Here is an 18484-nt window from a genome sequence, read left to right on the forward strand (position 1 = left end):
CCCCCCGGTGCCGGTGCCACAAGCGCCGGTGCCCAGCCTGGTTCTACTCACATGTGGTCCTACACCTTCCGGCGCCTGCTGGCGACGATCCCTACCCTGCTGGCGGTCATCACCATCAGCTACATCCTGGTTCACGCCGCGCCGGGGGGCCCGTTCGACAGCGAACGGGTCGTGTCGGCGGCGGTGCTGGCCAACCTGCAGGCCAAGTACCACCTGGACCTGCCGCCCTGGCAGCAATATCTCTACTACCTCAACAGCCTGCTGCACGGCGACCTCGGGGCCTCGTTCCGCTATGCCGACTGGTCGGTGAACGACCTGGTGGCGGCGGCGCTGCCGGTCTCGCTGTCGATCGGCGGCATCTCGCTGTTGCTGTCCTTCGTGCTGGGCGTCGGCCTGGGCATCGCCGCTGCCCTGAAGCAGAACAGCGCGGCCGACTACGGCGTGATGCTGGTGGGCAACCTGGGCAGCGTGTTCCCGTCCTTCGTGATCGGGCCGGTGCTGGTGCTGGTGTTCGCCATCACCTTCAAGTGGCTGCCGGCCGGCGGCTGGGACGCCTTCGCCCCGCGCTTCATGATCCTGCCGATCGCGCTGCTGACCTTCATCAACGTGGCCACCATCGCCCGGGTGATGCGCGGCAGCCTGATCGAGGTGATGCACAGCAACTTCATCCGCACCGCGCGCGCCAAGGGCCTGCCGACCCGGATCGTGGTGCTGCGGCACGCGCTCAAGCCGGCGCTGCTGCCGGTGATCTCGGTGCTCGGCCCGCTGGCGATCGGCTCGATCACGGCGGCGCTGGTGACCGAGACGGTGTTTTCGCTGCCGGGCATCGGCAAGCTGATCGTCAACGGCGCCGGCAACCGCGACTACACGCTGGTGCTGGGGCTGGTGGTGCTGATCACGGTGCTGGCGGTCACGCTGAACCTGCTGGTGGACCTGGCCTACGCCGCGCTCGACCCGAAGATCCGGTACTAGGGCCCACCACATGCTATTTACCAGCCGCCGCCAGGCCGTCGCCGAATCGCTCGCGCAGGCGCCCCTGCAGATCCAGGCCGGGCGCAGCCTGTGGGCCGATGCCAGGACCCGCTTCATCCGCAACAAGGCAGCCCTGGCCAGCCTGGTAGTGCTGCTGCTGATCATCCTGGTCTGCCTGGCCGGGCCGGCGCTGCTGCCTTACGACTTCGACAGCGCCGACTGGGACGCGATGAAGGTGCCTCCGTCGTGGAGCGGCCCGCACTGGTGGGGCACCGACGAATCGGGCCGCGACCTGCTGGTGCGCTGCCTGATCGGCGGACGGATCTCCCTGATGGTGGGCCTGCTGGCCACCATGGCCTCGGTGGCGGTGGGCATCGCCTGGGGCGCGACGGCCGGCTTCATCGGCGGCCGCGTCGACAGCGTGATGATGCGGATCGTCGACATGATGTACGCCATCCCCTACCTGCTGATCGCCATCCTGCTGGTGACCATCCTGGGCCGGGAGTTCTACCTGGTGGTGCTGGCGATCACGGCCTTCTCCTGGATGGACATGGCGCGGGTGGTGCGCGGCCAGACGCTGTCGCTGCGGACCATGGAATTCGTCGAAGCCGCGCGCGCCATCGGCGTGCCGACCCGGCGCATCATCTTCTCCCACATCGTGCCCAACCTGCTGGGCATCGTCGTGATCTACACCACGGTGACGGTGCCGGGCGTGATCCTGACCGAGTCGGTGCTGTCCTTCCTCGGGCTGGGCATCCAGGAGCCGATGACCAGCTGGGGCGTGCTGATCGAGGACGGCACCAAGGTGATGGACGTGGCGCCCTGGATGCTGCTGTTCCCGGCGGCGCTGCTGTCGATCACGCTGTACTGCTTCAACTTCATCGGCGATGGCCTGCGCGACGCGCTGGACCCCAAGGAGCGCTAGCCATGTCTGCAGTGCCAGCTTCCAAACCGCTGCTCGAGGTCGACGACCTGAGCGTCCGGTTCAAGACGCCCGAGGGCGAGATCACCGCCGTCAACGGCCTGAGCTTCGCCCTGGAGCGCGGCCAGACCTTCGGCATCGTCGGCGAGAGCGGCTCCGGCAAGAGCCAGAGCATGCTGGCGCTGATGGGGTTGCTGGCCAGCAACGGCCGCGCCGCCGGCCGCGCCCTGTTCAACGGCGAAGACCTGCTGGCGATGCCGGCGCAGCGCCTGAACAAGGTCCGCGGCAACCGGGTCGCGATGATCTTCCAGGACCCGATGACCTCGCTCAACCCGTACCTCACGGTGGAGCGGCAGATGACCGAGGTGCTGGAGCTGCACAAGGGCCTGACCCGGCGCAGCGCGCTGCAGCTGGCGATCCAGACGCTGGAGTCGGTGCGCATCCCGGACGCGGCGCGCCGCATCCGCATGTACCCGCACGAGTTCTCCGGCGGCATGCGCCAGCGGATCATGATCGCGATGGCGCTGCTGTGCCAGCCCGACCTGCTGATCGCCGACGAACCGACCACCGCGCTGGACGTGACGGTGCAGGCGCAGACCATGGCGCTGCTGCGCGACCTGCAGAACGAATTCGGCACCGCCATCATCCTGATCACCCACGACCTGGGCGTGGTGGCGGGCCTGTGCGACCAGGTGATGGTGCTGTACGGCGGCCGGATCATGGAGCAGGCCAGCGCCGAGAGCATCTTCTACCGGCCGACCCACCCCTACACCCTCGGCCTGCTGGGCGCGGCGCCGCGGCTGGAGCGGGACGAGGAAACGCTGGTCGCCATTCCCGGCGCGCCGCCCAACATGGCGCGGCTGCCCGCCGGCTGCCCGTTCAGCGAGCGCTGCGCCTTCGTGATGGACCGCTGCGTGAGCCAGCGCCCGCCGCTGGTGCCCAGCATCACCGATCCGGCGGTGCTGCGCGCCTGCCATCGGGACCCGCGCGAATGCGTGCCGGAACTGCTGCGGAGTCCCGCATGATCGCCGCCGACATCGTTGACGACAGCGCTGCCGCCGCGACTGCGGCAACCCGCGTGCCGCTGCTGTCGGTGCGGGACCTGCATGTGGACTTCAAGGTCCGCGCCGGCGGCTGGCCGTGGACGCCGGGCAAGACGCTCAAGGCGGTCAACGGCATGAATTTCGACGTCTATCCCGGCGAGACGCTGGGCGTGGTCGGCGAGTCCGGCTGCGGCAAGTCGACGCTGGCGCGCGCGCTGATGAACCTGGTGCCCTCGGCGGCCGGGCGCATCAGCTGGATGGGCCAGGACATGACGGGCGCCTCGCCCGCGGCCTGGCAGCAGGTGCGGCGCCACGTCCAGATGGTGTTCCAGGACCCGCTGGCCTCGCTGGACCCGCGCATGAACATCGCCCAGATCGTCGGCGAGCCGCTGCGCACCCACGAGCCGCAGCTGGCGGACGCCGAGGTACTGGCGCGGGTCAAGGCCATGCTGGTGCGGGTGGGCATGTCCGAAGCCCACCTGTACCGCTATCCCCACGAATTCTCCGGCGGCCAGTGCCAGCGCATCGGCATCGCCCGGGCGCTGATCCTCAAGCCGAAGCTGATCATCTGCGACGAGCCGGTGTCCGCGCTCGACGTCTCGATCCAGGCCCAGATCATCAACCTGCTCAAGGACCTGCAGCAGGAAATGGGGCTGGCGCTGATCTTCATCGCGCACGACCTGGCAGTGGTCAAGCATGTCAGCCAGCGCATCATGGTGATGTACCTGGGCAAGACCATGGAGCTGGCGGACAAGCGCCAGCTGTACGCCCACCCGCGCCATCCCTACACCCGGGCGCTGCTGTCGGCAGTGCCGGTGCCGGACCCGCGGCTGGAACGCGGCAAGGTGATCCAGCTGCTGGCCGGCGACCTGCCGTCGCCGATCGACCTGCCCCAGGGCTGCGTGTTCCGTTCGCGCTGCCCGAACGCCTTCGACAAGTGCGCGCTGGAAGTCCCTCCCCTCAAGCCCGTCGACGCCCTGACGCAGGCCGCCTGCTGGCTGTACTGAGGATTGGCGGCGGCATCGCCGCACCAGCCTCCTGCGGCAGCCTGTCGCTGCAACCGCCGCCCCATGAAAAAAGCGGCCCCGCTTGACGCGGGGCCGCTTTCACGTGAGCGCAGCGAACTGCGCGGGCATCAGAACTTGTAGGTGCCGCGCAGGTAGTACGCGCGCATCAACGGGGAAGCGTAGCGCGGGTCGAAGCCGACCTGGAAGGTGGCGGACTGCACGGTCGAAGGCGGGGCCTTGTCGAACAAGTTGCGCACGCCAGCCGTCAGCGTGAACTCCTTGCGCGGCGACCACGAGCCGTACAGGTCCCAGGTGGAGTACGCGCTGACGTTGCTCGTGCCGTCCTGGTCCAGGTAGCCCGACTTGTAGTGGTTGGCCACGCCGGCTGCCCACTGGCCCATCGACCAGTTGGCGGCAAGCGTCAGCTGGTTGCGGAACACGGGACCCGCGCCGGAATAGACGCCCACGTTCTGGATCCACTCGCCGTTCGGCTCGTTCTGGTATTCGTACTTGGCGACGTACGTTTCCTGCACGTGGAACGCGAAGTTGCCCATGCCGGTCTTCAGGCGGTAGTTGGCAGCCAGGTCGACGCCATTGGTGCGCACGCCACCGAGGTTGTCGTTGAGCAGCAGGACGTAGCCGCACTGCGGGCCGGGATTGGCCACCGTGTTGCACTGGCTGCCGTCCGTGGCCAGCGAGCCGTCAGGCGCGCGCACGAAATGCGAGGCGTACTTGCTCGGGTCGCCGAACACCGTGTTGTCCGAGATCGCGCCGATCGAGTTCTTCAGGCGGATCCACCAGAAGTCCACGGTCGCGTCGAATTCCTGCACCGGTTGCAGCACGAAGCCGAAGGTGGCACTGGTCGACTTCTCGGGCTGCAGCTTGGGGTTGCCGCCGGTGAGGGCCATGAACTGCGCTTGGCAATTGTCCGAACGCGCAACGCCGGCAACGGGGTTGCCGCCCGGGCAGCGGACCGGGTCGTTCCAGTTGTTCGCCGTGTTGGTGAACGTCTGGGCCGAGTTCAGCTCGAACAGCGACGGGGCCCGGAAACCGGTGGCCAGCGCGCCCCGCATCGCCCACTTGTCGCTCGGGGCGAACTTGGCGGACAACTTCGGGTTCAGCGTGCTGCCGAAATCGGGGTACTTGTCGTACCGCAGCGAGCCGGTGACTTCCAGCTGCTTGGTGACCGGGACGTTCAGTTCGCCATAGATCGCCCAGACGGTGCGTGCGCCCTGGTTGTTGGTCGCCGGGTCGAAACCGGTGCTCGAGACCACCTGCGAAGCGAAGTCCGAATTGGCCAGCTGCGTGTACTTCTCGTGCCGGATTTCGGCACCGACGGCGACCGCCGATTTGCGGCCGGCGCCGAACCAGTCGCCCAGCTCGCGGCTCAGGCGGGTGTCCAGCGCGGCAACCTCGCCCTTGGCGTCGAACAGCCGGCCGGTGGCCAGGGACGAGCCGAAGATGGCCTGTTCCGCCGGCGTGAGCGTCGGCGCGAAGGGATTGAGCAGGCCGGTCTTGACCGCATTGCGGATGATCGCGTCGTTGACATAGCCGCCGGTCAGGTCGTCTGTAGTCTTGATGGTGTTGTAGCTGAAGCCGGAGTTGTAGTCCCAGCCGGCCAGCGTGCCTTCCAGCGACGCAACGAAGCGCTGCTGGAAGGTGTTGCTCTCGTCGGCGCGCGGGCCGGCGGGAATGGTGCGGTAGCGCACTTTCACCGGCTTGGTCGGATCGATCGGTCCCTGGGCGGCCGTCGGGCCGGGGGTGATGCCGTTGCCGGGGTAGTACTTCGTGCCCGGGTCGATCGTCAATGCACCTTCCGGAACCGGCGCGATGTTGGTCGCCACCTGGGTCTTGGCCGCCATGTACTCCAGGTTCAGCATGTGGTCGCCCGGCAGCGCCAGGGTGCCCTTGAGCATGCCGGTGATGCGGTCGGTCTTCGGGATCAGGTCCACCCAGTTCCAGTACTTGTAGGCGCAGGTGACGCCGCCCGACGGGGCCTGGAATTGCTGGGTGCAGCCCGGAGCAAACGGGCTGGCCGTCGTGCCGCCTTGCGACCAGCTGCCGGGGAAGCCGGTCGGCGAGGTCTTGTTGCTGGTGGCGAACTGCGGCCGCTGCGGCGTGGTCAGGATGTCCTGGTGCTGGTAGTCGATGAAGCCGAAGATGTTCCACTTGTCCTCGGTCAGGTCGCCCTTGCCGAAGCCGGCGCTGACCTCGTAGGACTTGCCGCCTTCGTGCTGCGGGTTGGTGTATTCCGCGGTGATCTCGATGCCCTTGTAATCCTTCTTCGTGATGAAGTTGATCACGCCGCCGATGGCGTCCGTCCCGTACAGGGAGGAGGCGCCGTCGCGCAGGATTTCGATGCGGTCGATGGCCGCCAGCGGGATCGTGTTCAGGTCCGGCGCCGAGCTGTCGCCGGCACCGCCGATCGCCTGGTTGGCGATCCGGCGGCCGTTCAGCAGGATCAGCGTCTTGTTGGCGCCCAGGCCGCGCAGGTTGGCGAACGCGGCACCGCCGGTGACCGCGCCCACGGCCTGGCTGGTGCCAAGCAGGGTCTGGTTGCCGGAGATCGTGTTCATGATGTCTTCGACAGTGGTGTAGCCCTGTTGCCTGAGCTCATCCACCTTCATCACGGTGACCGGCAAGGCGGTCTCCGCATCGACCCGCTTGATTGCCGAGCCGGTGATCTCGACGCGCTGCAGGGCCGGCGCGGCGGTTTGCGCCGCGGCCCCGGTGGCTACCATCATCGTCGCGGTACCGCAAAAGGCCGTCAGCAATGCGCGGACGACGACTGTCTTCTTGAACCTGGTGGTTTCGGTTTTCATCTGTTCTCCAAACCAGTACCTGTCACGAAAAAGGCCGGAGGATCAACTCGCGGCCCGCATGGAAGGGATGTCATCCAGAAATCAGTTGAATTAATGGATGTCATCGCCAAGGTATAGGTTTTACACAAACGTCACATTTTCGTCACCAAGCTTTAACCCGCGGTTTGCCGTTTTGTGTCCGAAAAACATCGGACAACGGACAGGCGGCGGGCTTCAGTTGTCCACCTTGAAGACGAACTCCTGCGGGGCGAGCACATCGCCCGGTTCGCTGACGCATTTGTACTGGAGCATCGCGTTGCGCACGGCGGCGTGGAAGATCCGCGGTCCCGACAAAATGGTCACTTCCTTGACCACGCCGTCGCGGATCAGCGCCTGCGCCCGGACCACGCCTTCGGTCCCTTCCTGGATCGCCTTGCGGGGCATCTCGGGCTTGACCTGGGTCGGGCAGGCGATGCCGATCTCGGCCCGCCCGGTCGACGGCTTGGGCGCCGGCGGCGCCGGCGGCGCCGGCGGGGCGATCACCGGGGGCGCCGGCGGCGGCGTCGGCATCGAGACGATCGCCGGCGCGTTGGACACCGGAGGCGCGACCTCCGGCGGCGGCACGAAGGGCGGCGGCGGCGCCTCCACCTTCGGCGCCTGCGGCTCCTGCTTGACGATCTGCTTGGGCGGCGGCGGTGGCGGCGGTGGCGGCGGCGGAATGATCACTTCCTGGATCACCGCGGCTTCCAGCGGCTTCTTGATGATTTCCAGGCCCTTGCGGGCGGTCCCGGTAATCAGCGCCCACAGGATCACGATGTGCAGCAGGACCACGACGATCCAGCCGGTCAGGCGGCGGGACGGCTCGGTGCCGGGATACCGGCGTCGGTTCATGGTGGTGGCGCTCATTTGACGAACTGCTCACTGCCGATGACGGCGATCTTGGACAGGCCCTTGCGCTTGGACGTGGACAGCACGTTGGCAAAGACCGCATAGCTGCAGTCCTTGTTGGGCCGCAGGTGGATTTCGGGCTGCACCGGCTGCTGGGCCAGCAACGCCATCTTCTCTTCGAGTTCGGCCGCCGAGACCGGCAGTCCCTGCCAGTAGACGATGCTCTTCTCGTCGATGTCGATCTGCACCTTTTCAGGCTTGATCATGTCGCTGGGCGGAACGCCCACCGGCATCTCCAGGTTGACCGCGTGCAGCTGGATCGGGATGGTGATGATCAGCATCACCAGCAGGACCAGCATGACGTCGATCAGGGGTGTGGTGTTGATGTCCATCATCACCTCCGGATCGCCGCCGCGGCGCACCAGGCGCTGGGTTGACTTGCGCATGTGTTGGGATCTCTGTTCGCGCGGGGCGCGTTAGCCGCCCAGGGGCGGGGGTTCGGTGATGAAGGCCACCTTGGTGATCCCGGCGCGCTGGCAGGCGTACAGGATCTTGCCGACGCCTTCGTAGCTGGCGGCCAGGTCACCCCGGATCTGCACTTCGGGCTGCGGCTTGACCCTGGAGACGGTCTTGAGCTTGGTCACGAGGCCTTCCACGTCGGAGACGCGGGCGTCGTACCAGTAGATCCGGCCGCTCTTGTCGACCGAGATGATGATGTTCTCGGGCTTGGTCTCGCGAATCTCGACGCGCTCCTTGGGGAGCGAGACCGGGATCGAGGTGGTGACCACCGGAATCGTGATCAGGAAAATGATCAGCAGCACCAGCATCACGTCCACGAGGGGCGTGGTGTTGATGGCGGACATGACTTCGTCGTCGTCGCCGCTGGACGGGCCTACAGCCATCGCCATGGATTGCTCCTTGGGACCGGCGGCCGCTTACGCGGCCTTGCCGGCCGAGCCCAGGATCACGGCGTTGAGTTCGTCGCTGAACTCGCGCACTTCGTCCATCACCGCCTTGTTGCGGCGCGCCAGCCAGTTGTAGCCCAGCACCGCCGGAATCGCGACCGCCAGGCCGATGGCCGTCATGATCAGCGCCTCGCCCACCGGGCCCGCGACCTTGTCGATGGAGGCCTGGCCGGAGATGCCGATGGCGGTGAGCGCGTGGTAGATGCCCCAGACGGTGCCGAACAATCCGACGAACGGCGAGGTCGAACCCACCGTGGCGAGGAAGGCCAGGCCGCCCTGGGTGTTGGCATGCACGCGGTCCACCGCGCTGGTGATGCTCATGGGAATCCACTCGTTCATGGGGATGTGGCTCTTGAGCCCGCCATGGTCGGTGGTCGCCTGCGCGCCGGCTTCGGCGATGAAGCGGTAGGCGCTGTTCTTCTCCAGGCCGGACGCGCCGTCGCGGACGGTGCTGGAGCCCCAGAACTTCTGGTCCACAGTGCGGGCATGGCGCCCCATCTTGGTCTGCTCCAGCAGCTTGGTCACCATGATGTACCAGCTGCCGGCGCTCATGATGGCCAGCAGCACCAGCACCGAGCGGGCGATCAGGTCCGAGCCCTTCCACAGTGCCTCGATGCCATACGGGTTGTCCACGCTGTCGCCGTTCTTCTTGGCGGCTGCCGATGCCGGTTGTGCTGCGGGCGCCGCAGCAGCGGCGGGTTCTGCCGGCGCCGCGGGCGCTGCCGACGCCGCCGGTGCGGCGGGCTGGGCGTGCGCCACGGAGGCACCCAGGAAGGAGAAGCAAAGGAGTGCGGCGGCGAACGCTCGCGACAGGGAAGCGGGGAAAGCGGTACGCAAGATGGATCCTTCAATCAATGGTGGGGACGTGCGGCGACAAGCTGCTTGTGACAGCCCAGCCGCAAATCCAAGCCGGCGAGTATAGATTCTGTAAGCACCGGTTCTGGCTCAGGCGGGCGCCGCTCGTCTATCGTTTTCGATATCAGGGCTTACACCAAGGCGGGGCCCCGGGCGGCTTCCGCAGGTCGAGCTCGCAAGATCTGCGCCGGCCAAGGGCCCGTCGCATCCCGCTATAATCGAGGGCTGCAGAAAAACTATATGCCGGTGTAGCTCAGTCGGTAGAGCAGCTCATTCGTAATGAGAAGGTCGGGTGTTCGATTCATCTCTCCGGCACCACTTACAAAAAGCCCCTGACTGTCATGGTCAGGGGCTTTTCTCTTGGCGCAGCGCCATCCCGGACGGCGCCCGTTGGCAGTATTTCCGGGGCGGCGCCGAATTCTTGCTAAAGTGATTCAGGCACAGGCACAAGGGGAAGCGGTGATCTTCAGCTGGTTCGACACACGGGAAGTCAGGCAATTCGGCGCATCGCTGGCGAAATTCTTCATGGATGAAATGCCTGCCGATGCGCGGACCAAGGAGGCGAAGTTCGCTGCCAAGGCCGCCAAGACCATGCAGAAGGCGGCCAGGAAGCTGCAGGACTTCAAGGCCACCCACAAGCTCAACCCGTACAAGCGCGCCAAGCTGGCCAACGCATTCCTATGGGGGCTGCGCGACGCGAAGTGCCCGACGGCCTACGCCGACGAACTGACCGAGTGGCTCACCCTGCGGCTGTGACCGCCGCTCAGGACTGGCGCAGTTTGAAGTAGTCCCGCACCGAGCCGGCGCGCCCCTCCAGCACGTCCAGGTACTTCTGGAACTTTTCCACCTGCATCCGCACGCCGATCCGGGTCAGCTCCTTGCCTTCGAAGGACAGGCCCTTGTACAGGTCGCCGGTCAGCCACTTGCGGCCGAAATACAGGATGTCCCTGGCCTTCACGATCGACAGGTCGCGGTTGGTGGCGGTGGCCGACGCGGCCAGACCGTGCTCCACCAGCGCACCCGGGACGATGAACACCTTCCAGCCCCGGCTGCGCGCAGTGAAGGAATAATCCGCGTCCGAGCAGATGAAGCGCATGTTGCGGTCGAACACGCCGATCTCCTTGACCAGTTCGGTGCGGATCAGCATGCAGGCGCCGTTGGCCCAGAAGGTCTCGCGCGGGCTGGTGTAGTTGCGCAACTCGTCGCATTCGTGCACCCCGAGCGGGAATGCCTGGCGCGAGCCGCCCCATGTCACCGTCCTGGCGCCGCCCTCCCCGGCCCCGACCTGCAGCGGACAGGCGATGCCGCATTCCGGATTCCCCTGCATGAAGTCCAGCAGCCGGCGCAGGCAGTCCGGGTCGAGGTAGGCGTCCTGGTTGAGGACGAGAACGAAGTCCACGTCGGGGCGAAAGCAGTACTTGCGCATGCCCTCGTTGACCGCCGCCGTGAACAGGATGTTGTCGTCCGAGTTGTCCCTGACGAAGACGTCGCACGTCGCGCCGACCTGGGCCTCGAGTGCGGCAACGCACTTGCTGAGTTTTTCCGGGGCCCTGAAGTAGGGAATGATGACGGGGACTGGTGGCATGGGGGATCTGTGTTCTGTCGTGGGGAAGGAACGCGCGGCGGCCGCCGTCGCGGCGGCGCCCCACATTCTGGCCGATGGCCTTGCGTTTCTTGCTAAATTCGCGCTGCTGGCATTCGGCGTAAAGGGCTGCCCATGTTTTCCGGACTGTTCAAGAGGACGCGCAAGGCGTCCGCGCCCCAGGCTGCCGATGCCGGCCAGCAGTGGATCGGCCGGGGCAACACCTTGCTGGGAGAAGGCAAGGTGCAGGAGGCGCTGGATTGCTACCGCAACGCGATCGCGGCCGACCCCGCCAATGCATCCGCCCACGTCAACGCCGGCTTTGCCTTGCAGGCGCTGGAGCGACATGGCGAAGCCACGGACAGCCTGCGGCAGGCCGCGGCGCTGGACCCGCAGAACCCGGACGCCCGCTATCTGCTCGGCGTGTCGCTGGCCGCCGTGGCGGACTTCGCCGGCGCGGCCGACAGCTTCCAGTCGGCCGTGCGCCTGAACCCCGGCTTCGCCTTCGCCCATGTCGGCCTGGCCAAGGCGCAGGAACAGCTGGGCCGGCCGCGCGAAGCGGCCCAGAGCTACGAGCACGCGATCGCCAGCGACGGCGACCTGGCCGAGGAAGTCGGCATGGACCTCGCGCGGCTGCTGGTCGATCTGCAGTCGTGGGACGCGGCGCTGTCGCGGCTGGAGCGGGTCAGCCCCGAGCGGCCGCGCTGGAGCGCACTGCGCGCCGCAGCGCTGCATGGGCGCGGCGACAGCGCGCAGGCCCTGCAGGCGCTGGACGAGGCGCTGCGCAGCAATCCGCAGGACCTGTCTGCGCTCCATACCCGGGGCAACGTCCGCTTCGCGCTGCAGCGCTATGGCGAGGCGGTGGCAGACTTCGAAGCCGTTCTTGCGCAGCAGCCGGATGTGCCGGAAGTCCTGTCCAACTGCGGCGTGGCGCTGCAGAAGATGGGAGAGCGGACGCGGGCGCGCGCCCTGCTGGAAAGGGCCGTGCAGCTGCGCCCCGATTACGGCAACGCTCATTACAACCTCGGGACCTGCCTGCTGGAGCTGGGCGAGTGCCGGGCCGCCCTCGCATGCGCCGAGCGCGGCCTGGCCTTGCGGCCCGACGACGCCAACCTGCACTGGAACAAGGCAGTCGCGCATTTCCTGCTCGGCGAGCTGGGCCAGGCCTGGCCGGAACACGAATGGCGATCGAGCGCACCGGTGCTCGGATTGCGCTCCACGACGGCGCCCGGGGGCAAGCCGAAGTGGACGGGGCGCGAGGAGATTGCCGGCAAGACGGTCCTGCTGACGGCGGAACAGGGGCTGGGCGACACGATCCAGTTCGTCCGCTATGCGCCCCTGCTCGCACAGCGCGGGGCGAAGGTCCTGCTGCGCCTGCCCCAGGTGCTGGAACCCTTGTTCCATGACATGGGCCCGGGCTGCGCCATCTCGCCGGACGCAACGGCCTGGCCGGAGCACGACTTCCAGTGTCCGCTCCTGAGCCTGCCGCACGCGTTTGCGACGCAGCTCGAGACGGTGCCCGCCAACGTGCCCTATCTGCGCAGCGAACCAAACCGCCGGGAGCTGTGGCAGCAGCGGCTGGGCCCGAAACACTCCACGCGCGTGGGCCTGGTCTGGTCCGGCAACGCCGCCCACAAGAACGACGCCAACCGCTCCATTCCCTTGCGCGCCATGCTCGAGTGCCTGCCGGCCGGCCTGCAGCTGGTGAGCCTGCAAAAGGAGCTGCGCGCCGGCGACGCGCAGCTGCTGGCGCAATTCGGCGTGCTCCATGTCGAAGACCGGATCGACACGTTCGCGGACACCGCGGCCCTGGTGGACCTGATGGACCTGGTCGTCAGCGTCGACACCAGCGTCGCCCACCTCGCCGGCGCCATGGGCAAGCCGCTCTGGCTGCTGCTTCCCTGGCTGCCCGACTGGCGCTGGATGTGGCGCCGCGAGGACAGCCCCTGGTATCCCACGGCGCGGCTGTTCCGGCAGGGCGAAGAGCGCAACTGGAACGAGGTGCTGGTGCGCGTCGGCGCGGAAAGCGCAGCGTTTGCGGCGGCTCCTGCGGGCCGCTTCTCCACCTCGTCCGGAACCCCATGATCTATTCCGTTGCATCGATCTGCGCCGGCGCTTCTTTGGGCGCGCTGCTGCGATGGTTCCTGGCCGGGCGCTTCAACCCCGCCCATCCCTTCCTGCCGCCCGGCACGCTGGCGGCCAACCTGCTGGGCGGCTACCTGATCGGGGTGGCGATCGCGCTGTTCGCGGCGCTGCCGGACCTGTCGCCGCAATGGCGGCTGTTCGTGGTGACCGGCTTCCTCGGCGGCCTGACCACCTTCTCCACCTTCTCGGCGGAAGTGGTCACGCAGCTGCAGCAGGGCCGCCCCGGCTGGGCGCTGGCCGTTGCTGCACTGCACCTGGCAGGCTCGTTCGCGCTGACCGCGCTGGGCATCGCCACCGTCGGCTGGTTGCGGCCCTAGGAAATCGGCCTAGCTCGTCCTCATCAATGGCTTAGGCCGAGACCCGCGGCCCGCCGCACACTGCGGCAATGCTTCCGCTGTTCTCGATCGCCTCCCGATGACCCGTCCCCTCCAACGACTCGTGGGCTGGGCCCGCCGGATCGTCAAGCGCAGGTGCGACCCGTTCCGCGCCACCGAAGTCATCGACCCGGCCGGCGAGGACGACCAGCTGATCTACCGCCTGCGGCGCTGGCCCAAGCTGCCTTCGGCCAGCATGACGACCCATGTCTCGCGGGCGCTGTCGATCATGAGCACGCGGCCGGTCAACCGGCGCTGGCTGCTGAACAACTCCAGCCTGCAGGTGCATGAAGTCGACAGCATGCTGCGCCACCTGGTGGAGCAGGAAGCGGTCGAAGTGACCGACGCCGCCAAGTACCGGTCCCATACCAGCACGGCGTAAGCGCGCTCAGCCTGGCCGCGGCGCCGGCGGCAGCGGGCTCTTGCGGGCCGCCATCCGGTCTACCAGCTTCTGCATGTTGGACAGCGACACCAGGTGCATCGAGACCATGTGCATGTCGCCGGAGCGGAACAGCGACAGCACCGTCGCGTCCGGCAACGCCAGCAGCTTCTTCTCGTCGACGATCAGCAGCCCGTTGATGGTGAAGCTGCGGCCGTCGACCAGGTCGGCCTTGGCGTTCATTTCCACCAGCAGCCCGGCCTGCTCCAGCCGCTGGCAGAACGCCTCGGTGCGCAGGTACTCGGCCTGGTAGCGGCGCAGGAAATCGAGCGCGTTGTGCAGGAAGGGCGTGTCGTTGCCCGCGGCGTCGAACAGCGCTTCGCCTTCGGCCTGATTGAGGCCGTCGAAGGCCTCGTCGACGCACACCGCCATCTCCTGGCGGCCCGGCAGCTCCGCCAGCACGAACGGATAGCGCCGCACGAACGCGGGAACATAGGCCGCGTCCCACTTGCCATCCGCATCCACGAACAGGTTCTCGTGGCTGCGCAGCCCCAGCATCGCCACCGGCACCGTCCGGCCGCCGGCGACGCGCGTGAACACGATGGCGAATTCCTTGCAGGCCTCGTTGAACTCGACCCCGGCCAGGTACAGCGAGTTGGCCTTGCCGGCGAAGCCGAAGCTGGCGGTGGCCCGGACCTTGAGGTTGCGGTGCTTGTCGCGATCGAGCGTCACCGGCTTTTCGTAGTACACCGCATCGGACATGGATCTCGCTCCCTGGATCTCAGGCCTGGCTCATGGCCGCCGCCTGTTCGGCGCTTTCGCGCGGCCGGTGCGACGCCAGCACCTTGTCGATGCGCCGGCCGTCCAGGTCCACCACCTCGAACAGCCAGTCGCCGCATTCGATGCGCTCGCCCACCTGCGGCAGGTGGCCCGACAGGGCCAGTAGCAGCCCGGCCACCGTGTTGTAGCGGCCGCGCGCCTCCTCGGGCAGGTCCCTGATCTCCAGCCGCGCCTTCAGTTCGGACACCGGCATCAGGCCATCGAGCAGCCAGGAGCCGTCCTCGCGCCGCGTCGCCCAGGCGTCGGCCTGCGCGCCGGGCTGCAATTCGCCGGTGATGGCCTCGAGCAGGTCGTGCGGGGTCATCAGGCCCTGCACCACCCCGTATTCGTCGACCACGAACACCATCCGGGCCGAGCGCTGGCGCAGTTGCTCCAGCAGTTCCATGCCGCTGAGCGTTTCCGGCACGAACAGCGCCGGCTGCGCGTGCGCGCTGACCGGACCGTCATGCTCCGGGCCCAGGTGCAGCAGCTGCGCCACGCTGGTCACGCCCACCACGTCGTCGAGCGAGCCGCGGCAGACCGGATACCAGGAATGGGAGCCGTCGCGGCCGGCCTGGCGCAGGCAGTCGGCCACCGGCGTGCCGGCCTCCAGCCAGTCGATGTCCGAGCGCGGCACCATCATCGAGGTCAGCGGCCGCTCGTCCAGGTCGAACAGGTTGCGCACCATCTGGCGCTCGTGCTGCTCGATGACGCCGGCGTCCACGCCCTCCTCCAGGCTGTGCTCGATCTCTTCCTCGGTCATGCCGCGGGTCTGGGTGGTGTCGATCCGCAACAGCAGCAGCGTGCCCTGGGTGGTCGCCGACAGCAGCTTGACGAACGGGCCGGCCGCCCGCGCCAGCCAGGCCATCGGCCGCGACACCCACACCGCCACCGGCTCCGGATAGAGCTGGCCGATGCGCTTGGGCACCAGCTCGCCGAAGATGATGGTGACGAAGGTGATCGCCGTCACCACGAGGGCCGTGGCCGCGATCGCTGAAGGCCGCTCGGCGATGCCGAAGGTGCGCAGCCAATGGGCCAGCTTGTCGCTGAAGGCCGCCTCGCCGACGATGCCGTTGAGGACGCCGATCGAGGTGATGCCCACCTGCACGGTGGACAGGAAGCGGGTCGGGTGATCGAGCAGCCGGAGCGCCGCGCTGGCGCCGCCATTGCCGGACTCCGCCAGCGCCAGCAGGCGGGCCTTGCGGCTGGACGCCAGCGCCAGCTCCGACATCGCGAAGACGCCATTGAGCAGGGTGAGCAGCGCGATCAGCAGATAGTCCATGGAGGGCCGGGAGAGACAAACACGCTTTGACTTTACTTGATCGGACGCCGGCGCAAGCACAATCGCGCCATGGCCACCTTCCTCATCGGCGACGTGCAGGGCTGCGATCCGGCGCTCGCGCGCCTGCTGCAGGAGATCGGCTTCTCACCCAGCCGCGACACGCTCTACCTGCTGGGCGACCTGGTCAACCGGGGCCCGGATTCCGCCGGCGTGCTGCGCCGCGTCATGGCGCTGCAGGGCTCGGCCCACTGCCTGCTGGGCAACCACGACCTGAGCCTGCTGGCGGTCGCCCACGGGCTGCGGGCGCCGCACCGCAACGACACGATGGACGGCGTGCTGCGCGCACCCGATCGCGAGGCGATGCTCGACTGGCTGCGCCACCAGCGGATGGCGATCCGCGCCGGCGGCTGGCTGATGGTGCATGGCGGCGTGCTGCCGCAGTGGGACGAGGGGCAGGTGCTGCGGCTGGCCGGCGAGCTGGAGGCGGTGTTGCGCGGCCCGGGATTGGTGGACTTCCTGTCGGCGATGTACGGCAACGAGCCGGCGCGCTGGGACGATTCGCTGCAGGGCGCGGACCGCATGCGGGTGATCGTCAATGCCCTGACCCGGCTGCGCTTCTGCACGCCGGACGGCCGGATGGACCTGAAAGCCTCGGGCGGCCCCGGGGACGCGCCGCCGGGCTACCTGCCCTGGTTCGAGGTGCCGGGGCGCAGGACCGCGGGCGTGCCGATCGCCTTCGGCCACTGGTCGACGCTGGGTTACCTGCAGCGGCCCGACCTGCTCTCGCTGGACACCGGCTGCGTGTGGGGCGGCTGCCTGTCGGCGCTGCGGCTGGCCGAAGCGGGCGTGGACCAGGAGCTGATCCAGGTGAAGTGCGAGCAGGCCCAGCGGCCCGGCGAGTAGAGCCGGCGCCGCTGCGAAACGGTCAGGCCTGTTCCGGCTTGAACAGCGCCGCCACCTTGCGCTTGGGCTTGATGTTGGCGGAGATCTTCGACGTGGCGGCGCGGGTGCTGCTTTCCCACGCCGGCGCAGCATCGGCCGCCGGCGGCTGGTAGGGCTGGTCGAAGAAGGGATCGCGCGACACCGCGGGCGAGCGGAACTCGCGCTGCGGACGCGCAGGCCGTTCGCGCTCCGGCGGCGGCGCATCGAGCACGTCGCGCGGGTCGCCCAGCTCGCCGGCTTCGCGCCAGGCGCGGCGGCCGTCGTTGATGCGGCCGCGCGGCTTGTCTTCCTCGTACTCGATGGCCTCGAGCTCGATCTTCTTCTTCAGCAGCTTTTCCAGGTCGGCGACCAGCCGGCCGTCGCTGTTGGAGACGAAGGTGACGGCCAGGCCCGAGGCGCCGGCGCGGCCGGTGCGGCCGACCCGGTGCACGTAGTCTTCGGCGTTGAAGGGCACGTCGAAGTTGAACACCGCCGGCACGTCCTTGATGTCCAGGCCGCGCGCCGCGACGTCGGTCGCCACCAGCAGGTCGACTTCGCCCTTCTTGAACGCTTCCAGCGCCTTGAGCCGCTCGTCCTGGCTCTTGTCGCCGTGCAGCGCCGTGGTCTTCATGCCCTCGCGCTCCAGCGAGCGCGCCAGCCGGGCGGCGCCCAGCTTGCTGTTGACGAACACGAAGGCCTGGTTCAGGCCGCGCTGGCGCACGATCTGGCGCAGCGCGCGGCGCTTGTCGTCGTCGTTGACGCTGTAGAAATGCTGTTCGACGGTGGACGCCGTCTCGTTCGGGCGCGCCACCTCGATCGTCACCGGGTCGTTCAGGTAGCTGCTGGCCAGCCGCTTGATTTCAGGCGAGAAGGTGGCAGAGAACAGGAGCGTGGTCCGCTGCTTGGGCAGGTACGACAGGATGCGCTGCAGGTCCGGCAGGAAACCGATGTCCAGCATCCGGTCGGCCTCGTCCAGCACCACGTATTCCACCTGGTTCAGGACCGCGTTCTTGGCCTCGATGTGATCGAGCAGGCGACCCGGCGTGGCGACCAGCACCTCGACGCCGCGCTTGAGCTCCAGCGTCTGCGGCTTCATGTCCATGCCGCCGAACACCACCGCGCTGCGCAGGTTGGTGTACTTGGCGTACAGCTTGACCTGCTGTGCCACCTGGTCGGCGAGTTCGCGCGTGGGCAGCAGGACCAGCGCCCGCACGGGATGGCGCGCCGGCGAGGTCGAGGCGTTCTCGTGTTTGAGGAGGCGCTGCAGCAGGGGCAGCGAGAACGCCGCGGTCTTGCCGGTGCCGGTCTGGGCCGCCCCCATCACGTCCTTGCCGGTCAGGACGACCGGAATGGCCTGGGCCTGGATGGGGGTCATGGACTCGTAGCCCATTTCGGCGACGGCGCGCGAAAGGGGCTCGGCCAGCGAGAGGTTGGAAAAGGATGCAGTCATCTGAGCCTTCTATTGTCTCATTGACTGCCTCCCCTTGCCGGACAGCCCGCAAATGGCGCGGGCCGGCCCCTTGCGGGCT

General features: G+C 67.9%; 18 protein-coding genes and 1 tRNA gene. 10 read left to right on the top strand and 9 right to left on the bottom strand.

Going from position 1 to position 18484, the window contains the following annotated elements; all coding sequences use genetic code 11:
• The first annotated feature begins 51 nt into the window (after positions 1-51).
• The 4 genes from oppB to ACFPOE_RS11745 are packed head-to-tail and all read left to right on the top strand — an operon-like array spanning position 52 to position 3944.
• Entirely contained in the window at positions 52-972 is a 921-nt protein-coding gene (gene oppB, locus ACFPOE_RS11730) for an oligopeptide ABC transporter permease OppB (RefSeq protein WP_376850264.1), read from the top strand.
• A 10-nt stretch (positions 973-982) separates the two neighbouring features.
• Entirely contained in the window at positions 983-1897 is a 915-nt protein-coding gene (locus ACFPOE_RS11735) for an ABC transporter permease subunit (protein ID WP_376850265.1), read from the top strand.
• Between the two features lie 2 nt (positions 1898-1899).
• Positions 1900-2919: an oligopeptide/dipeptide ABC transporter ATP-binding protein gene (locus ACFPOE_RS11740; RefSeq protein ID WP_376850266.1), complete on the top strand. Its 1020-nt coding sequence runs from the start codon at positions 1900-1902 to the stop codon at positions 2917-2919.
• Positions 2916-3944: an oligopeptide/dipeptide ABC transporter ATP-binding protein gene (locus tag ACFPOE_RS11745; protein WP_376850267.1), complete on the top strand. Its 1029-nt coding sequence runs from the start codon at positions 2916-2918 to the stop codon at positions 3942-3944. The genes ACFPOE_RS11740 and ACFPOE_RS11745 overlap by 4 nt, the downstream gene beginning before the upstream one ends.
• A 128-nt stretch (positions 3945-4072) precedes the next feature.
• Here the strand turns inward: ACFPOE_RS11745 and ACFPOE_RS11750 are convergent, their stop codons facing one another.
• The 5 genes from ACFPOE_RS11750 to ACFPOE_RS11770 form a co-directional block, all read right to left on the bottom strand.
• Positions 4073-6766: a TonB-dependent receptor gene (locus ACFPOE_RS11750; RefSeq protein ID WP_376850268.1), complete on the bottom strand. Its 2694-nt coding sequence runs from the start codon at positions 6764-6766 to the stop codon at positions 4073-4075.
• Positions 6767-6979: 213 nt separating this feature from the next.
• On the bottom strand, positions 6980-7636 hold the full coding sequence (locus ACFPOE_RS11755) for an energy transducer TonB (protein WP_376850269.1): 657 nt from the start codon (positions 7634-7636) through the stop codon (positions 6980-6982).
• An 11-nt stretch (positions 7637-7647) separates the two neighbouring features.
• Entirely contained in the window at positions 7648-8079 is a 432-nt protein-coding gene (locus tag ACFPOE_RS11760; protein ID WP_376850270.1) for an ExbD/TolR family protein, read from the bottom strand.
• A 30-nt stretch (positions 8080-8109) separates the two neighbouring features.
• Complete coding sequence (locus tag ACFPOE_RS11765) at positions 8110-8541, bottom strand: ExbD/TolR family protein (RefSeq protein WP_376850271.1); 432 nt, start codon at positions 8539-8541, stop codon at positions 8110-8112.
• A 27-nt stretch (positions 8542-8568) separates the two neighbouring features.
• Positions 8569-9435 (bottom strand): MotA/TolQ/ExbB proton channel family protein, encoded by an 867-nt coding sequence (locus ACFPOE_RS11770; RefSeq protein ID WP_417281641.1) that lies wholly within the window; start codon positions 9433-9435, stop codon positions 8569-8571.
• Between the two features lie 260 nt (positions 9436-9695).
• On the opposite strand from ACFPOE_RS11770, the gene ACFPOE_RS11775 reads away from it, so the two are divergent.
• Positions 9696-9771: transfer RNA gene (locus ACFPOE_RS11775), tRNA-Thr, on the top strand.
• Between the two features lie 207 nt (positions 9772-9978).
• On the top strand, positions 9979-10209 hold the full coding sequence (locus ACFPOE_RS11780) for a hypothetical protein (protein WP_376850273.1): 231 nt from the start codon (positions 9979-9981) through the stop codon (positions 10207-10209).
• Between the two features lie 7 nt (positions 10210-10216).
• Here the strand turns inward: ACFPOE_RS11780 and ACFPOE_RS11785 are convergent, their stop codons facing one another.
• Complete coding sequence (locus tag ACFPOE_RS11785) at positions 10217-11038, bottom strand: glycosyltransferase (protein WP_376850274.1); 822 nt, start codon at positions 11036-11038, stop codon at positions 10217-10219.
• Between the two features lie 132 nt (positions 11039-11170).
• Here ACFPOE_RS11785 and ACFPOE_RS11790 point away from each other — a divergent pair, with 132 nt between their 5' ends.
• The 3 genes from ACFPOE_RS11790 to ACFPOE_RS11800 all read left to right on the top strand — a co-directional run bounded on the left by ACFPOE_RS11790 (position 11171) and on the right by ACFPOE_RS11800 (position 13936).
• Positions 11171-13120 carry a tetratricopeptide repeat protein gene (locus tag ACFPOE_RS11790; protein WP_376850275.1) on the top strand — a complete coding sequence of 650 codons (1950 nt, stop codon included), beginning with the start codon at positions 11171-11173 and terminating at the stop codon, positions 13118-13120.
• The gene (crcB, locus tag ACFPOE_RS11795; protein WP_376850276.1) at positions 13117-13497 is read left to right on the top strand and encodes a fluoride efflux transporter CrcB; all 381 of its coding nucleotides are present in this window, start codon (positions 13117-13119) and stop codon (positions 13495-13497) included. The genes ACFPOE_RS11790 and crcB overlap by 4 nt, the downstream gene beginning before the upstream one ends.
• Positions 13498-13594: 97 nt before the next feature.
• Complete coding sequence (locus tag ACFPOE_RS11800) at positions 13595-13936, top strand: hypothetical protein (RefSeq protein WP_376850277.1); 342 nt, start codon at positions 13595-13597, stop codon at positions 13934-13936.
• Between the two features lie 6 nt (positions 13937-13942).
• Here the strand turns inward: ACFPOE_RS11800 and ACFPOE_RS11805 are convergent, their stop codons facing one another.
• Positions 13943-14695 (bottom strand): SapC family protein, encoded by a 753-nt coding sequence (locus ACFPOE_RS11805; protein WP_376850278.1) that lies wholly within the window; start codon positions 14693-14695, stop codon positions 13943-13945.
• Positions 14696-14714: 19 nt separating this feature from the next.
• Positions 14715-16034, bottom strand: a complete 1320-nt coding sequence (locus tag ACFPOE_RS11810) for a hemolysin family protein (protein WP_376850279.1) — start codon at positions 16032-16034, stop codon at positions 14715-14717.
• Positions 16035-16103: 69 nt separating this feature from the next.
• On the opposite strand from ACFPOE_RS11810, the gene ACFPOE_RS11815 reads away from it, so the two are divergent.
• Positions 16104-16937, top strand: a complete 834-nt coding sequence (locus ACFPOE_RS11815; protein ID WP_376850280.1) for a symmetrical bis(5'-nucleosyl)-tetraphosphatase — start codon at positions 16104-16106, stop codon at positions 16935-16937.
• A gap of 22 nt (positions 16938-16959) precedes the next feature.
• On the opposite strand, the gene ACFPOE_RS11820 is transcribed toward ACFPOE_RS11815, so the two are convergent.
• Positions 16960-18405, bottom strand: a complete 1446-nt coding sequence (locus ACFPOE_RS11820) for a DEAD/DEAH box helicase (protein ID WP_376850281.1) — start codon at positions 18403-18405, stop codon at positions 16960-16962.
• Between the last annotated feature and the right edge of the window lie 79 nt (positions 18406-18484).

The sequence above is a fragment of the Caenimonas terrae genome (assembly GCF_042655405.1).
GTDB classification, from domain to species: Bacteria; Pseudomonadota; Gammaproteobacteria; order Burkholderiales; family Burkholderiaceae_C; genus Ramlibacter; species Ramlibacter terrae_A.

Coding starts and splice junctions, on each gene's coding strand:
- oppB (WP_376850264.1), top strand. CDS start 52: ATGTGGTCCTACACCTTCCGGCGCCTGCTGGCGACGATCCCTACCCTG.
- ACFPOE_RS11735 (WP_376850265.1), top strand. CDS start 983: ATGCTATTTACCAGCCGCCGCCAGGCCGTCGCCGAATCGCTCGCGCAG.
- ACFPOE_RS11740 (WP_376850266.1), top strand. CDS start 1,900: ATGTCTGCAGTGCCAGCTTCCAAACCGCTGCTCGAGGTCGACGACCTG.
- ACFPOE_RS11745 (WP_376850267.1), top strand. CDS start 2,916: ATGATCGCCGCCGACATCGTTGACGACAGCGCTGCCGCCGCGACTGCG.
- ACFPOE_RS11750 (WP_376850268.1), bottom strand. CDS start 6,766: ATGAAAACCGAAACCACCAGGTTCAAGAAGACAGTCGTCGTCCGCGCA.
- ACFPOE_RS11755 (WP_376850269.1), bottom strand. CDS start 7,636: ATGAACCGACGCCGGTATCCCGGCACCGAGCCGTCCCGCCGCCTGACC.
- ACFPOE_RS11760 (WP_376850270.1), bottom strand. CDS start 8,079: ATGCGCAAGTCAACCCAGCGCCTGGTGCGCCGCGGCGGCGATCCGGAG.
- ACFPOE_RS11765 (WP_376850271.1), bottom strand. CDS start 8,541: ATGGCGATGGCTGTAGGCCCGTCCAGCGGCGACGACGACGAAGTCATG.
- ACFPOE_RS11780 (WP_376850273.1), top strand. CDS start 9,979: ATGGATGAAATGCCTGCCGATGCGCGGACCAAGGAGGCGAAGTTCGCT.
- ACFPOE_RS11785 (WP_376850274.1), bottom strand. CDS start 11,038: ATGCCACCAGTCCCCGTCATCATTCCCTACTTCAGGGCCCCGGAAAAA.
- ACFPOE_RS11790 (WP_376850275.1), top strand. CDS start 11,171: ATGTTTTCCGGACTGTTCAAGAGGACGCGCAAGGCGTCCGCGCCCCAG.
- crcB (WP_376850276.1), top strand. CDS start 13,117: ATGATCTATTCCGTTGCATCGATCTGCGCCGGCGCTTCTTTGGGCGCG.
- ACFPOE_RS11800 (WP_376850277.1), top strand. CDS start 13,595: ATGACCCGTCCCCTCCAACGACTCGTGGGCTGGGCCCGCCGGATCGTC.
- ACFPOE_RS11805 (WP_376850278.1), bottom strand. CDS start 14,695: ATGTCCGATGCGGTGTACTACGAAAAGCCGGTGACGCTCGATCGCGAC.
- ACFPOE_RS11810 (WP_376850279.1), bottom strand. CDS start 16,034: ATGGACTATCTGCTGATCGCGCTGCTCACCCTGCTCAATGGCGTCTTC.
- ACFPOE_RS11815 (WP_376850280.1), top strand. CDS start 16,104: ATGGCCACCTTCCTCATCGGCGACGTGCAGGGCTGCGATCCGGCGCTC.
- ACFPOE_RS11820 (WP_376850281.1), bottom strand. CDS start 18,405: ATGACTGCATCCTTTTCCAACCTCTCGCTGGCCGAGCCCCTTTCGCGC.